Source organism: Streptomyces sp. NPDC007162 (assembly GCF_040634175.1).
GTDB lineage: Bacteria > Actinomycetota > Actinomycetes > Streptomycetales > Streptomycetaceae > Streptomyces.
On the sequence record NZ_JBEYFC010000055.1, the window covers coordinates 1 to 13,971 of the forward strand.

The 13,971-nt window shown below is 72.9% G+C and carries 13 protein-coding genes; 4 read left to right on the forward strand and 9 right to left on the reverse strand.

Annotated features, from left to right (window positions below):
- On the forward strand, positions 1-482 hold a 482-nt coding region (locus ABZ646_RS09445), incomplete at its 5' end, for a transposase (protein WP_360515058.1).
- Here the strand turns inward: ABZ646_RS09445 and ABZ646_RS09450 are convergent.
- From ABZ646_RS09450 to ABZ646_RS09465, 4 genes are all read right to left on the reverse strand, one after another.
- Positions 476-1,489, reverse strand: a complete 1,014-nt coding sequence (locus ABZ646_RS09450) for an LLM class F420-dependent oxidoreductase (RefSeq protein WP_360515061.1) — start codon at positions 1,487-1,489, stop codon at positions 476-478. The two genes, ABZ646_RS09445 and ABZ646_RS09450, sit on opposite strands and share 7 nt — an antisense overlap.
- A gap of 99 nt (positions 1,490-1,588) precedes the next feature.
- Positions 1,589-2,419 carry a hypothetical protein gene (locus ABZ646_RS09455; RefSeq protein ID WP_360515064.1) on the reverse strand — a complete coding sequence of 277 codons (831 nt, stop codon included), beginning with the start codon at positions 2,417-2,419 and terminating at the stop codon, positions 1,589-1,591.
- Between the two features lie 117 nt (positions 2,420-2,536).
- A complete protein-coding gene (locus tag ABZ646_RS09460; protein WP_360515067.1) occupies positions 2,537-3,463 on the reverse strand; it encodes an N-acetylmuramoyl-L-alanine amidase in 927 nt (308 codons plus the stop codon).
- 22 nt (positions 3,464-3,485) lie between these two features.
- Entirely contained in the window at positions 3,486-4,139 is a 654-nt protein-coding gene (locus ABZ646_RS09465; protein WP_360515070.1) for a class I SAM-dependent methyltransferase, read from the reverse strand.
- Positions 4,140-4,391: 252 nt separating this feature from the next.
- Between ABZ646_RS09465 and ABZ646_RS09470 the strand changes: the two genes are divergently transcribed.
- Positions 4,392-5,444 carry an aldo/keto reductase gene (locus ABZ646_RS09470; protein WP_360515073.1) on the forward strand — a complete coding sequence of 351 codons (1,053 nt, stop codon included), beginning with the start codon at positions 4,392-4,394 and terminating at the stop codon, positions 5,442-5,444.
- Positions 5,445-5,565: 121 nt separating this feature from the next.
- Here ABZ646_RS09470 and ABZ646_RS09475 read toward each other — a convergent pair whose 3' ends face one another.
- Positions 5,566-7,308 (reverse strand): MFS transporter, encoded by a 1,743-nt coding sequence (locus tag ABZ646_RS09475; protein WP_360515076.1) that lies wholly within the window; start codon positions 7,306-7,308, stop codon positions 5,566-5,568.
- 159 nt (positions 7,309-7,467) lie between these two features.
- Between ABZ646_RS09475 and ABZ646_RS09480 the strand changes: the two genes are divergently transcribed.
- Together ABZ646_RS09480 and ABZ646_RS09485 are read left to right on the forward strand one after the other, a co-directional pair.
- The gene (locus ABZ646_RS09480; RefSeq protein WP_360515079.1) at positions 7,468-8,688 is read left to right on the forward strand and encodes a lipid-transfer protein; all 1,221 of its coding nucleotides are present in this window, start codon (positions 7,468-7,470) and stop codon (positions 8,686-8,688) included.
- Positions 8,689-8,728: 40 nt separating this feature from the next.
- Positions 8,729-10,210 (forward strand): MFS transporter, encoded by a 1,482-nt coding sequence (locus ABZ646_RS09485; RefSeq protein ID WP_360515082.1) that lies wholly within the window; start codon positions 8,729-8,731, stop codon positions 10,208-10,210.
- Positions 10,211-10,229: 19 nt separating this feature from the next.
- Here the strand turns inward: ABZ646_RS09485 and ABZ646_RS09490 are convergent, their stop codons facing one another.
- From ABZ646_RS09490 to ABZ646_RS09505, 4 genes are all read right to left on the reverse strand, one after another.
- Positions 10,230-10,862: a response regulator transcription factor gene (locus ABZ646_RS09490; protein ID WP_360515135.1), complete on the reverse strand. Its 633-nt coding sequence runs from the start codon at positions 10,860-10,862 to the stop codon at positions 10,230-10,232.
- 75 nt (positions 10,863-10,937) lie between these two features.
- Positions 10,938-12,212: a sensor histidine kinase gene (locus ABZ646_RS09495; protein WP_360515085.1), complete on the reverse strand. Its 1,275-nt coding sequence runs from the start codon at positions 12,210-12,212 to the stop codon at positions 10,938-10,940.
- A gap of 15 nt (positions 12,213-12,227) precedes the next feature.
- Positions 12,228-12,944, reverse strand: coding sequence for an ABC transporter permease (locus ABZ646_RS09500; protein ID WP_360515088.1), 717 nt, complete (start codon positions 12,942-12,944; stop codon positions 12,228-12,230).
- A complete protein-coding gene (locus tag ABZ646_RS09505; protein WP_360515091.1) occupies positions 12,944-13,873 on the reverse strand; it encodes an ABC transporter ATP-binding protein in 930 nt (309 codons plus the stop codon). Before ABZ646_RS09505 ends, ABZ646_RS09500 begins: the two co-directional genes overlap by 1 nt.
- Positions 13,874-13,971 lie beyond the last annotated feature (98 nt).

Consider the following 13,971-nt stretch of genomic DNA (forward strand, 5'->3'; position numbering starts at 1 on the left):
GCCTGAACTGGAAGCGTGCGTCGATGGCCGGGGCCTTGGGCTACCACTCCACCGACCCCGATCGCGGGGCCCGCTTGTGCTTCCACCTCAAGCCCGGCAGCTATGACACCGCCGGACTCATCGAGGTCCTGGAGCAGATGAAGGTTTTCTACCGCGGCGAGCGAGTGGTCCTGGTCTGGGACGGCCTGTCGGCCCACTGGAGCCGGGCGATGCGGGCCTGGGCCGCCGAACAGGACTGGCTCACCCTGGAACGATTACCCGCCTACGCTCCCGAGCTGAACCCGGTGGAACTGCTGTGGTCCTCACTCAAGAAGCGTGAACTCGCCAACCTCGCCGGCGACCATCTCGCCGATGTCGCCGACGCCACCGAGCAAGGCATCCACCGCATCAACGCCAACCCCCGACTTCCATGGTCATTCCTCGCCCATACCGGCCTGACCATCCACCCACCACACCAACCGAACTTACGAAAAGATCAGTAGGAGTTCAGCTCCGCGAGCACGCGCAGGGTGTGGGGGTCCGGGGCCAGGGCCAGCAGGTCCGTCACCGGGCCCTTGCGCCACAACTCCAGTCGCTCGGCGATGCGTTCGCGCGGGCCGACCAGTGAGATCTCGTCGGCGAACGCGTCCGGCACCGCCAGCACCGCCTCCTCCCGGCGCCCGGACAGGAACAGCTCCTGGATCCGCCGGGCCGCCTCCCCGTACCCCATGCGCGCCATGAGGTCGGCGTGGAAGTTGCGGGCCGCGTGCCCCATCCCGCCGATGTAGAAGCCGAGCATGGCCTTCACGGGCAGCAGCCCGGAGGCCACGTCGTCGCAGACCCTGACCTGCGCCATGGGGGCGACGAGGAAGCCCTCCGGCAGGTCGGCCACCGCCGGGCCGTACACCTCGGGCCGGCTCGGCGCCCAGTACAGCGGCAGCCACCCGTCGGCGATCCGCAGCGTCTGCGCGACGTTCTTCGGCCCCTCGGCGCCGAGCAGGACGGGCAGGCCGGCGCGGAGCGGGTGGGTGATCGGCTTCAGCGGCTTGCCGAGACCGGTGGCGTCCGGGCCGCGGTAGGGGTGGGGGTGGAAGCGCCCGTCGGAGGTGACCGGCCCCTGGCGCCGCAGCACCTGGCGTACGACGTCCACGTACTCCCGCGTCGCGGTCAGCGGGGACTTCGGGAACGGGCGGCCGTACCAGCCCTCGACGACCTGCGGTCCGGACAGGCCGAGCCCGAGCAGCATCCGGCCCCCCGACAGGTGGTCCAGGGTCAGCGCGTGCATCGCCGTCGTGGTCGGCGACCGGGCGGCCATCTGGGCAACGGCCGTACCCAGCTTGATGGTCGACGTCTGCGCGGCGATCCAGGTGAGCGGGGTGAAGGCGTCCGACCCCCAGGACTCCGCCGTCCACACCGAGTCGTATCCGAGTCTTTCTGCCTCCCGCGCCAGCGGCACATGGTCGGGAGAGGGGCCGCGCCCCCAGTAACCGAGTGCCAACCCCAGCCGCATGACCGCCTCCTGACGTGACGTCAGACAATAGCCGGGCGACTGTACGACAACGGCCCCGCACCCGGAAGGGTGCGGGGCCGTGCGCGGGGCGGGCGTCGGTCAGCCGCGCTGGATGCCGGAGGTGTCCTGGAGCACGCCGCGGCGGCCGTCCTGCGTCTGGGCCACCAGGGCGGCGCCGCGCTGCTCGACCGCCAGGTACCAGGTGCCGGGCGCCAGTTCGGCGATCGGCGCGGTCGAGCCGTCCTCCGCGAACAGCGGCCGCGCCACCGGGACGGCGAACCAGAACGGCGAGAACTCGGCGGCCGGCGGCTGCTGCTGGGCGGCGGGCGGCTGGGGCTGCTGCTGACCGAACGGCTGGCCGGGCTGCGGCTGCGCACCGTACGGCTGGCCGGGCTGCGGGCCGACGGCGCCGGGGTAGCCGTAGCCGCCGGGGGGCTGGGCCCCGTAGGGCTGCGGGGCCTGCGGCTTGGGCTCGGGGATCAGACCCGCCTTGAGGGCGGGGACGAGCGGGGTGGCGACGGCCCCGCCGGCCATGACCAGGGTGGCGATCAGGGCGAGGATGAGACCGGTGCCCGCGCTGGGCCCGTTGGTCACGCTGGGCAGGTTGTCGAAGCCGCCCGCCGGGTCGATGACGTTGCCGAGCGCGCTCCACGCCGCGAAGACGGTCAACGCCACGCCGAACGGACCGAGATCGAGGCCGGCCACCTTCAACGGCTGCGGCAGCGCCCGCGTGACGACGACGAGCGCGGCGCCGGCGATGCCCGCCAGGACGACGCTGAACAGGATGGGTCCGCTCGACCACAGGCTCGGCAGGTCGACGCTGTCCGGAACACCGTCGTACGAATAGTTGTCGAGGAACGACGCGATCAACAGCAACACCGCTGCTCCGATCACCACGCCGTCGCCTCTAGTGAGAGAGCGGATATTCACTTCAGGTCCTTCGTAGGTCTTCTCGTCGGCGGAGGAGGCGCGTCGCGGAGGTGGCCCCTCAGGGTAGGAATCGCAGGAACGACACTATCGTTCGGACGATCAGGGTGTCCGCCCGGATCAGCCTGCGGATGCCTTCCCGCCCAAGAAACTCACGATTCCCTCAGAGATCCCCTGTGCCGCCTTCTGCCGCCAGGCGCCGCTGGTCAGCAGCGCCGCGTCCTTGGTGTCGCGCATGTTGCCGCACTCGATGAACACCTTGGGGACCGTTGACAGATTGAGACCGCCGAGGTCCTTGCGTACGTCGAGACCGGTGCCGTTGCCGACGTAGTTGGACGGGGCGCTGCCGGTGACCTTCGCGAAGTCCTTCTCGACCCGCTCGCCGAGGGTGCGCGAGGAGGCGACGATCGGGCGGGTGTCGGCGCCGCCGGAGTGCACGGAGGCCGGCAGGATGACGTGGAAGCCGCGGTCGCCCTCGGGAGCACCGTCGGCGTGGAGGGAGATGGCCGCGTCGGCATGCGCGTCGTTGCCGATCTGCGCGCGCTTCGTCACGCACGGCCCCCAGGCCGGCCGGTCCCCGTCGTGGGTCAGCTGCACCGTGGCGCCCTGCCGCTCCAGCAGGGTCCGCAGCCGGTGCGCGACGTCGAGCGTGAACCGGGCCTCGGTGTAACCGGCGTTGGTCGACGTCCCCGTCGTGTCGCACTCCTTCCAGTTCGTCCCGATGTCCACCTTCTGGTTGATCTCGGACGGGTGCTGGAAGTTCCCCGGGTTGTGCCCCGGGTCGATGACGACGACCTTGCCCTTCAGCGGCAGCGCCGGTGTGCTCGGACCCGGCACCTTGGCGTCGTCGCTGACGGAGGCGGGCGCCGACCGGGGCGTCGCCGCGTCCGTCCGCGCGGCGTCACTCCCGCCGGGCCTGCCCACCCCCTCGTACACCACCCAGCCGAGCAGTGCTCCGGGCACCAGCGCGGCGAGACCGACGGCGAGCGGCGCCCGGCGGGGCCGGCGCTGCTGCGGGGGATCGAATTCCGGGCCTGAGTACGACACGTCTGCGACTTTAACCGCGCCCTCAGATCCCCGCCCCCGTTCGCCGCAGGACGCGCAGCGAGTCGTGGGCGGCGGTCTCGGTGAACGCGCCGGACTCCAGGGCGCGGAGGTGGACGCGGTACGGGGCCTGGCCGGTGAACTCGTCCTTCGGGTCCGGGAAGACGTCGTGGATCAGCAGGAGCCCGCCGTGGGCCACATGGGGGGCCCAGCCCTCGTAGTCGGCGGTGGCGTGCTCGTCGGTGTGGCCGCCGTCGATGAAGACGAGGCCGAGGGGGGAGGTCCAGAACGCGGCGATCTGGGGGGACCGGCCGACGACCGCGACCACGTGGTCCTCCAGGCCCGCCCGGTGCAGCGTGCGCCGGAACGTCGGCAGGGTGTCCATCAGCCCGAGCTCCGGGTCGACCGTCCCCGGGTCGTGGTAGTCCCAGCCGGGCTGCTGCTCCTCGCTGCCCCGGTGGTGGTCGACGGTGACCGCGGTGACGCCGGCCGCGCGGGCCGCGTCGGCGAGCAGGATCGTCGAGCGCCCGCAGTACGTGCCGACCTCCAGCAGCGGCAGGCCGAGCGCCGCGGCCTCGACGGCGGCCGCGTACAGCGCGAGGCCCTCGCCGACGGGCATGAACCCCTTCGCCGCCTCGAACGCGGCCAGGATCTCGGGCTTGGGGGCTGCCGCGGTCATGGGCGTCCTCTCCCTCGTCTCACGCGTGGTGAGTGTCGTACGGTCCGGCCGCCCATGCTGCCGCACCCGCCGCCGGGTGCCCGACAGGGGGTGCGGGGGAGCGGGGTGGGCGTCGGCCCGTACGGCGCGGCCCCGGTGTCGGCCGGATGCCCGCCGTGACCGGCAAGTGGGCTGTTCGGCAAGGGAGTCGAGCGCACTCCACGTCCTAGACTGACGCCACCACTCTCCCCCGATCCGTGACGGAGCACCGGTATGCGCTGTCGAGTCCTCGGCAGAACCGGCATCGAGGTCAGCACCCACTGTCTGGGCACGATGATGTTCGGGTCCTTCGGCAACCCGGACCACGAGGACGGCGCCCGGATCATCAACGCCGCGCTGGACGCCGGCATCAACTTCGTGGACACCGCCGACATGTACTCGGCGGGCGAGTGCGAGGAGATCGTCGGCAAGGCGCTCAAGGGCCGGCGCGACGACGTGGTCCTCGCCACGAAGGTGCACTTCCCGCTGGGGGAGGGCCGCAACCGCAGCGGCAACTCGCGCCGCTGGATCGTCAGGGCCGTCGAGGACAGCCTGCGGCGCCTGGACACCGACTGGATCGACCTCTACCAGGTGCACCGCCCCGATCACACCACGGACGTCGAGGAGACCCTGTCGGTCCTCGGTGACCTGGTGCGGGCGGGCAAGATCCGGGCGTTCGGCAGCTCCACGGTCCCGGCCGAGGACCTCGTCGAGGCACACCACGTGGCGGAGCGGCGCGGGCTGATGCGGCTGCGTACCGAGCAGCCGCCGTACTCGATCCTCGCGCGCGGCGTCGAACGGGCCGTGCTGCCCACCGCGCAGCGGCTGGGCCTGGGCGTGCTGACCTGGTCACCGCTCGCCTCGGGGTTCCTCTCCGGCGCCCACCGGCAGGGCCGGCCCGTCGACTTCGGCACCGGCCGCGCCAAGCGCCAACCACAGCGCTTCGACCCCGAGCTGCCGGGCAACGCCGCCAAGTACGCGGCCGTCGAGCGACTGGTGGCGCTCACCGAGGAGATGGGCTGCACCCTGCCGGAGCTGGCCGTCGCCTTCCCGCTGGTCCACCCGGCGGTCACCTCCGTGATCATCGGTCCGCGCACCATGGACCAGCTCACCGCGTCCCTCAAGGGCGCCGACCTGCTGCTCGACGACGCGGTGCTCGACCGCGTCGACGAGATCGTGCCACCCGGCACCGACCTGTACCAGGCGGACGGCGTCTGGCAGCCCCCGTCCCTCACCACCCCCGCCCACCGCAGACGCCGGACGGGAGAACGGGCCGCGGCGGACTGAGCGCCGGGGGGACGAGGACCCCGTGCCGAGGGGCCGTGCGAACGGCGCGGGCGGCGCTCCCGTGAAGGAAGCGCCGCCCGCGTGCCGGTCCGGGGGCCGGAGGCCGCCCTGGTGTGAGGAGTTACGCGCGGACCGTCTCGCCGGGGAGCGACAGGTCCAGGTCGACCGCCCGCTCGTCGCCCGCGTGGGTCGCCGACGAGGCGTGCGGTCCGTGTCCGAGGGCCTTCGCGGCCAGCACGTACGCCCCTTCGGCCGGCACCGTGAGCGCGTACGTGCCGTCCTCGGCGGACAGGGTCGAGCCCGCCTGCCGTCCGCGCCGGTCGATCAGCGTCACCTTCGCGCGCGCCACCGGCACGCCCTCGGCGTCCAGGACCCGGCCGCGGAAGCCCCGCAGCACCTCCTCGGCGACGGCGAGCACCGCGTCCTCCTCGCTGCTGGCCCGCAGCTGTGTGTGGAGCTGCGGCCGGGGCTGCTTCGGCAGCAGCAGCGCGAGCAGCAGGCCCACCGTCACCGCGGCCGTCGCGATCAGGAAGGAGACCCGGAAGCCGTGCATGGTCGGGACGGCGACCCCGCCGACGTGGTGCGCGGTGTTCGCCAGCACCATGCCGATGACGGCGCTGGAGACGGAGGTGCCGATGGACCGCATCAGCGTGTTCAGGCCGTTCGCCGCGCCGGTCTCCGAGGCCGGGACCGCGCCGACGATGAGCGCGGGCAGCGAGGAGTAGGCGAGGCCGATGCCGGCGCCGAGGACGACCGCGATGACCGCGCTCTGCCAGGCGGCGCTCATCAGCCCGAGGCCCGCGCCGTAGCCGATGCCGATGATCAGCATGCCGAGGATGAGGGTGAGCTTGGGGCCGTACTTGGCGGACAGCCGCGCGTACACCGGGGCCGTGAACATCATCGTCAGGCCCAGCGGGGCGACCAGCAGGCCGGCGACCACCATCGACTGGCCGAGGCCGTAGCCGGTGGCCTTCGGGAGCTGGAGCAGCTGCGGAAGGACCAGCGAGACGACGTAGAAGCTGACGCCGACCATGATCGAGGCGAGGTTGGTGAAGAGCACCGCGGGGCGGGCGGTGGTGCGCAGGTCGACCAGCGGGGCCCGGTGGCGCAGCTCGAAGACGCCCCACAGGAGCAGCACCGCGACGGACGCGCCGAACAGGCCGAGCGTGGTGCCCGAGGACCAGCCCCAGTCGCTGCCCTTGGTGATGGGCAGCAGGAGCAGCACCAGGCCGGTGGACAGGCCCAGCGCGCCCAGCACGTCGAACGAACCCTGCGCGCGCATCGGGGACTCCGGTACGACCAGCAGGGTCAGGGCTATGGAGACCACGCCGAGACCGGCGGCGCCGTAGAACAGGGCGTGCCAGTTCGTGTGCTGCGCGACCAGGGCCGCGGCGGGCAGCGCGAGGCCGCCGCCGACGCCGATCGAGGAGCTCATCAGGGCCATCGCCGACCCGAGCTTCTCGCGCGGCAGCATGTCGCGCATCAGGCCGATGCCCAGCGGGATCGCGCCCATGGCGAAGCCCTGGAGGGTACGGCCGACGATCATCGTGAGGAGGTCGCTGGTGAGGGCGCTGACCAGCGCGCCGACCACCATCACGGCGAGGCTGAGGATCAGCATCCGCCGCTTGCCGTAGAGGTCGCCGAGGCGGCCCATGATCGGAGTGGCCACGGCGCCCGACAGCAGCGTCGAGGTGAGGACCCAGGTGGCGTTGCTGGGCTCGGTGCCCAGCAGCTGCGGCAGGTCCTTGATGACCGGGACGAGCAGGGTCTGCATCACCGCGACCACGATGCCCGCGAAGGCGAGGACCGGGACCACGGCCCCGCTCGCGCCCCTGGTGGGCTGGTCGGTCGTCGTGTGCGTCATTGAGTGAGGCCTCCCGATTGATGAGTACCGGCTAAACCTCGTATGCACAGGCAACTATTCCGTTGCTTCGAGCTGCTAACGAATTCTTGACCGGCTCATGGGTTACTGACCCTCCGTCAAGGATGGTGTGTTTGTGGAACACGTTCTAATCTGCGCGCCATGAAGGCCTACGTTGCCGGGGTCGGGATGACCAAGTTCGAGAAGCCCGAGACCCGTGACTGGCAGTACTGGGACATGGTCCGGGAGGCGGCCGGCTCCGCGCTCGCCGACGCGGGGATCTCCTACGACGACGTGGAACAGGTTCCCGTCGGATACTGCTTCCAGCCCTCCACCGCCGGCCAGCGCGCGGTCTATGAACTGGGTCTCACCGGCGTCCCCGTCTACAACGTCAACAACAACTGCGCCACCGGCGCGACCGCCCTGATGCTGGCCAGGCAGCTGGTCGAGGGCGGCGCCGCCGACTGCGTCCTCGCCCTCGGCTTCGAGAAGATGAAGAAGGGCGCGCTCGGCGGCGGCGCCGACAGCGGCGACTTCTCGACCTCTCCCGTCGCCCGGCACTACGGGATCATGGCCGCCCGGCACGGCTTCGAGATGACCCCGCCCACCGCGCAGATCTTCGGTGACGCGGCCCGCGAGCACATGGAGCGCCACGGCACCACCGAGGCGCAGCTCGCCGCGGTGGCCGCCAAGAACCACCGGCACTCGGCGGACAACCCCTACGCCCAGTTCCAGGACGTCCACGACGTCGCCGACGTCCTCGCCGCCCGCACCGTCCACCACCCCCTCACCAAGCTCCAGTGCTCGCCCACCTCCGACGGCGCGGCGGCGGCCGTGGTGGTCTCCGAGCGGTTCGCCGGGCGGCGCGGGCTCACCGGCCTGGTCGAGATCGTCGCGCAGGCGATGACCACCGACACCGGGGAGTCCTTCGCGTCGGGCTCGTGCATCGACGTCGTGGGACAGCCGATGTCCCGGGCGGCGGCCCGCCAGGTGTACGACAGGTCGGGCCTCGGCATCGAGGACGTCGACGTCGTCGAACTGCACGACTGCTTCTCCGTCAACGAGCTGCTGACCTACGAGGCGCTCGGCATGTGCGCGGCCGGCCGGTCGGGCGAGCTCGTCGAGTCCGGCGCGACCACGTACGGCGGGCGCTGGGTGGTGAACCCCTCCGGCGGGCTCATCTCCAAGGGGCACCCGCTGGGCGCGACCGGTCTCGCGCAGGCCGCCGAACTGGTGTGGCAGCTGCGCGGCACGGCGGGGGACCGGCAGGTCCCGGGCGCCCGGGTGGGGCTCGCGCACAACATCGGGCTGGGCGGGGCGGCGGTGGTCACGTTGCTGCGGGCGACGACCGAGGCCGTAGGGCCCGGGGCCCAGGACGGGTGAGCCGAAAAGCCGATGCAAGGGCGGTAACGGGCTTGAGAGCATGACACCCATGCCGGAAGCCGTGGACACCGCACACATATCCCGCCGTACGGCACCCCCCACCTGGCTGGTCGTGGCGCTGGCGTGCGCCGGGCAGTTCCTGGTCGTGCTCGACGTGTCCGTGGTGAACGTGGCACTCCCGTCGATGCGGGACGGACTCGGCCTGAGCACCACGGGTCTCCAGTGGGTGGTGAACGCGTACGCCATCGCCTTCGCCGGGTTCATGCTGCTCGGCGGACGCGCCGGCGACCTCTACGGCCGCAAGCGCATGTTCCTGGTCGGGCTCGCCCTGTTCACGCTGGCCTCGCTCGGCGGCGGACTCGCCCAGGACGGCTGGCAGTTGCTGCTCGCCCGCGCCGTGCAGGGGCTGGGCGCTGCCGTGCTGGCGCCCTCGACCCTGACCCTGCTGACGGCCGCCGTGCCGGAGGGCCCGGCCCGGGCGCGGGCCGTCGCCACCTGGACGGCGGTCGGCGCCGGCGGCGGCGCGGCCGGCGGACTGGTCGGCGGGGTGCTGGTGGACCTGCTCTCCTGGCGCTGGGTACTGCTGATCAACGTGCCGGTGGGCGCGCTGGTCCTCGCCGGGTCCGTGCGGTGGCTGGCGGAGAGCCGGACCGGGGACGGCCGACGGCTCGACCTGCCCGGCGCACTGCTGGTCACGGCGGGCCTGGGAACCCTGGCCTACGGCATCTCGCAGACCGAGGCCGAGGGATGGACGGCGGCGGCCACCCTGGTCCCGCTGGTGGCGGGGGTGGCGCTGATCGGCCTCTTCCTCGCCGTCGAGGCGCGTACGGCGGCCCCGCTGATGCCGCTCGGGCTGCTCGGCCGGCGGTCGGTGGCGTCGGCCAACGCGGCCATGCTGGTCGCCGGTTCGGCGATGTTCTGCATGTGGTACTTCATGACCCTGTACGCCCAGAACGTCCTCGGCTACACCCCGCTGGAGGCCGGTCTCGCCCTGGTGCCCAGCTCGGTCGCGGTGCTCGTCGGCTCCAAGTCGGCACCCCGGCTGATGCGCCGGTTCGGGGTCCGCGCGGTGGCGGTGTCGGGCACGCTGGTCGCCGCGACCGGGTTCGCCTGGCAGTCGACGATGGGACCGCACGGCGCCTATGCGACGGCCATCATGTTCCCCGGCGTCCTGATGATGCTCGGCTCGGGCCTGGCCGCGACGCCGCTGGCCGCGCTCGGCACGTCCGGGGCGGCGCCCGCGGCGGCCGGGCTGCTGTCGGGGCTGATCAACACCTCGCGCACGATGGGCGGTTCGCTGGGGCTCGCGGTGATGTCGACGATCGCGGCGGCCCACACCGGGGGCGAAGGCGGGGCGGCGGCCCTGACCCAGGGGTACGCGGCGGCCTTCCGCACCAGCACCGGCGTGCTGCTCGCCGGGGCGGCACTGATGCTGCTGTGGCTCCCCCGCCGGAGACCGTCCGCGGAGCAGCCCGCGCGGGAGACCGGGAAGGGGTCCACCGCTCACCACACCCACGACTGACGGCGCATGCGCCCCCGGCTCACAGCCACCCCTGCTGCCGGGCCTCCCGGACCGCCTCCGTGCGGTTGCGGGTGCCGGTCTTGCCGATCGCCGCGGAGAGGTAGTTGCGGACCGTCGACTCCGACAGGTGCAGCTTCGCCGCGACGTCGGCGACGGTCGCGCCGTCCGCCGACGCCTTGAGCACATCGCACTCGCGTGCGGTCAGCGGGCTCGGCCCGGCGCTGAGCGCGGCCGCGGCGAGCGCCGGGTCGACCACGGTCTCCCCGGTCAGCACCCGCCGGACGGCCCGGGCCAGTTCCTCGACCGGCCCGTCCTTGACGAGGAACCCGGCCGCCCCCGCCTCCATCGCCCGGCGCAGATAGCCGGGCCTGCCGAAGGTGGTCAGGATCAGCACCCGGCAGTCCGGCGCCTGCTCGCGCAGCTCCGCCGCCGCGTCGAGGCCGCTGCGCACGGGCAGTTCGATGTCGAGGAGGGCCACGTCGGGCCGGTGGACCAGCGCCGCGTCCACGATCGCGTCCCCCGACGCGACCTGGGCGACGACCTCGATGTCCGGTTCCATGCCGAGCAGTAAGGCGAGCGCCCCGCGCATCATCCCCTGGTCCTCGGCGAGCAGCACCCTGATGGACTTGCCGGGCCGGTGGTCCCGGGGCATCTCGTTCACAGGCTCGTACACAACCCAAGCCTAGCTTCGGGACCGGCCGCCGAAGACGGGTGACGACCTGGGCCGTCAACATCCCCTGGGCTCCCTGGGGGCCGCCGGCACCAGCGGCTCCTGCTCCTCGGTGGGGAGGTCCGCGACGACCGAGAAGCCGCCGCGCGGCGACGGGCCGGCCCGCAGGGAGCCGCCCGCTGCCGCGAGGCGCTCGGTCAGCCCCTTCAGGCCGGTGCCGCCGGCGCCTTCCGCGCGGGGACCCGCGCCGGCGGCCCCGGTGCCGTTGTCGGCGACCGTGAGACTGACCCGTTCGGCACCGCCCTCGACCGTGATCTCGCAACGGGTCGCGTCGGAGTGCCGTACGACATTGGTGACCGCCTCGCGCACCACCCAGCCCAGCAGCGCCTCCGTCGCCGGAGCGAGCGGGGCGCCCGAGCGGACGGCCACCGGCTCCACCCCGGCCGCGTCCAACACCGAGCGGGCCCGGTCGAGTTCGGTGCCGAGACTGCCCTGGCGGTAGCCGGTGACCGCCTCCCGGATCTCGGTGAGCGCCTGCCGGCCCACCGACTCGATGTCGGTGATCTGGGCGAGCGCCGCGTCCATGTCCCGGGGCGCCAGCCGCCGGGCCGCCTCCGACTTCACCACGATCACCGACATGGTGTGGCCGAGCAGGTCGTGCAGGTCCCGGGAGAACCGCAGCCGCTCCTTCTCCACCGCCTGGTGCGCCAACTGCTCGCGAGCGGCGCGCAGTTCCCGTACCGCCTCGGAGAGGCCGAGGATCGCCGCCGTCACCATCGTCGAGATCCAGGTGGCGTACCCGATGTTCAGGCCGTTCCAGCCGTCGCGGCCGGCGGTGACCGCACCGGCCAGCGTGGCGACGGCCGCACCGGCCCAGCGCAGGTGCTCGCCCCGCAGCGCCGCGCCCGTCGCCAGTCCCAGCAAGGGGAAGAACAACTGCCAGTTGCCGCCGTAACCGCCTGCGAGGCCGCAGGTGAGCACGGCCATCAGGGCCAGTGCCACCCGGGTCGAGGTGGCCTGCCGCTTCTCCTTCACGAAGGCGCGGGCCGCGACGTAGATGTAGAGGGAGTTGAAGGCGAGCAGCCCCAGGCCGCCGATCCACGGATTCGGGGTCTTGCCCTGGAACAGGTTGGAGAACGCGCCCAGCCCCATCAGCAGCCAGGGCACCAGGGAGAAGGCGGTCGGCGGCGGACCCGGCTGCTCCGGCAGCTCGGCCCCGGTCCGGCGCGCCTCCTTCCGCGCGGCCCGGAAGGACCGCATGTCCGCCCGCCACCGCTCCCGCGCCGCCCGCCACTCGCGCAGCCGTCCGCGCACTCCTCGCATCCAGTACATCTCTCGCTCCCCCGGTCAGCCGGTCCGTCCGGACCGGCGGTACGACAGCACAGCGTACGAACCGAACACCAGCAGCCAGAAGGCCAGCACCACGACCGCCGGCATGGCCGGGGCACGGCCGGCTGCGACCGAGGTGCCCAGCTGCGCGAAGCGGTAGGTGGGCGTGTACGCCGACACCGCACGCAGCCAGGCGGGGAACAGGGCGACCGGGAACCACAGCCCGCCGAGCACCGCGAGCCCCAGGTTGCAGGCCATGTTCGCCACGCCCGTGGTCTGCCCGGTCAGCCGGTAGCCGTTGCCGAGGCCCAGCAGGGTGAACGGCAGCGAACCCAGCCACAGCAGCACCGCGACCGCCGCCCACTGCCAGGCGGCCAGCCGTACCCCGTTCAGCAGACCGCCCGCCGCGAGCACCGCCACGATCGCCGGCAGCACCGTCACCGAGCCGGTCAGGGCCCGGCCGACGACGACCTGGCGCGGCGTCATCGGCGTCACCCTGAGCTGCCGCAGCCATCCGATCGCCCGGTCCTCCGCGACCCCGCCCCCGGTGTTCAGCGCGGAGCCGACCGCCCCGTACCCGGCCATCCCCACCATCGCCCCGGTCTTCCAACTGCCGTCGTCCGCACCCAGGTTGGTGAACAGCAGATACATCAGCACGGGCATCGCGATCCCGCCGACGACGAATCCCGCGTCCCGCAGGGTACGGCGCACCTCAAGGCGCAGATAGTCCAGCATCACCGCACCTCCGTCACGGCCCTGACGACGGACCCGGGCTCGGACGCCGTCAGGGCCAGGAACGCGTCGTCCAGCGAGGCCGGCGCCACCTCCAGCCCCCGTATCGCGTCGAGCGCGGCGAGCGCGAGCACCGTGGCGTCCGGGTCGTCGGTGCGCAGCCGGGCCCGGTCGCCGCGGACCTCCAGGGAGCGCACTCCCGGCAGCCGCTCCAGGCCGTCCGTCGCGCGGCCGGCGAGGTCCACGGCGACCAGACCGCCGCCGACCGAACGTCGGAGCTGCTCGCCGGTGCCGTCCGCGACGATCCGGCCGCGGTCGATGACGAGGATGCGGTCGGCGTACCGGTCCGCCTCCTCCAGGTGGTGCGTGGAGAACAGCACCGTGTGGCCGCGGCGCGCCAGCCCCCGCATCGACGCCCAGAACGCGTGCCGCGCTTCCACGTCCAGCGCGGCCGTCGGCTCGTCCAGCACCAGCAGCGCGGGGTTCCCGGCGAGGGCGACGGCGAACCGGACCCGCTGGACCTGGCCGCCGGACAGCCGGTCCACGCGCCGGTCCGCCAGTTCGGCGATCCCGGCCAGCGCCAGGGCCCGCGCCACCGGCAACGGCTCCGGATAGCGCCCGGCGACGAAGCCGACCAGCTCCCGGACCGTGACCCGCGGTACGGCCCGCGCCTCCTGGAGCATCGCGCCGACCCGGCCCGCCCGCACCGACCGCTCCGGCGCCGCGCCGAAGAGCCGTACCGTGCCCTCGTCCGGCTCGGTGAGGCCGAGCAGCAGCGAGATCGTGGTCGACTTGCCCGCGCCGTTGCGGCCGAGGAGGGCGACCGTCTCGCCCGGCGCCATGGTCAGGTCGACGCCGTCCACGGCACGTACGGCACCGAAGGTCTTGACCGCGCCCGCGAAGGACACGGCGGCACTCTGCGTCTGCGTCATGGACACGAAGCTACGAACCCGGGCCGTCCGTCCGGCAGATGCGTGTGTACGGACTCCGGCAGGACAAAAGTCCCGGCTTCCCGGTGACTCGACCAAGC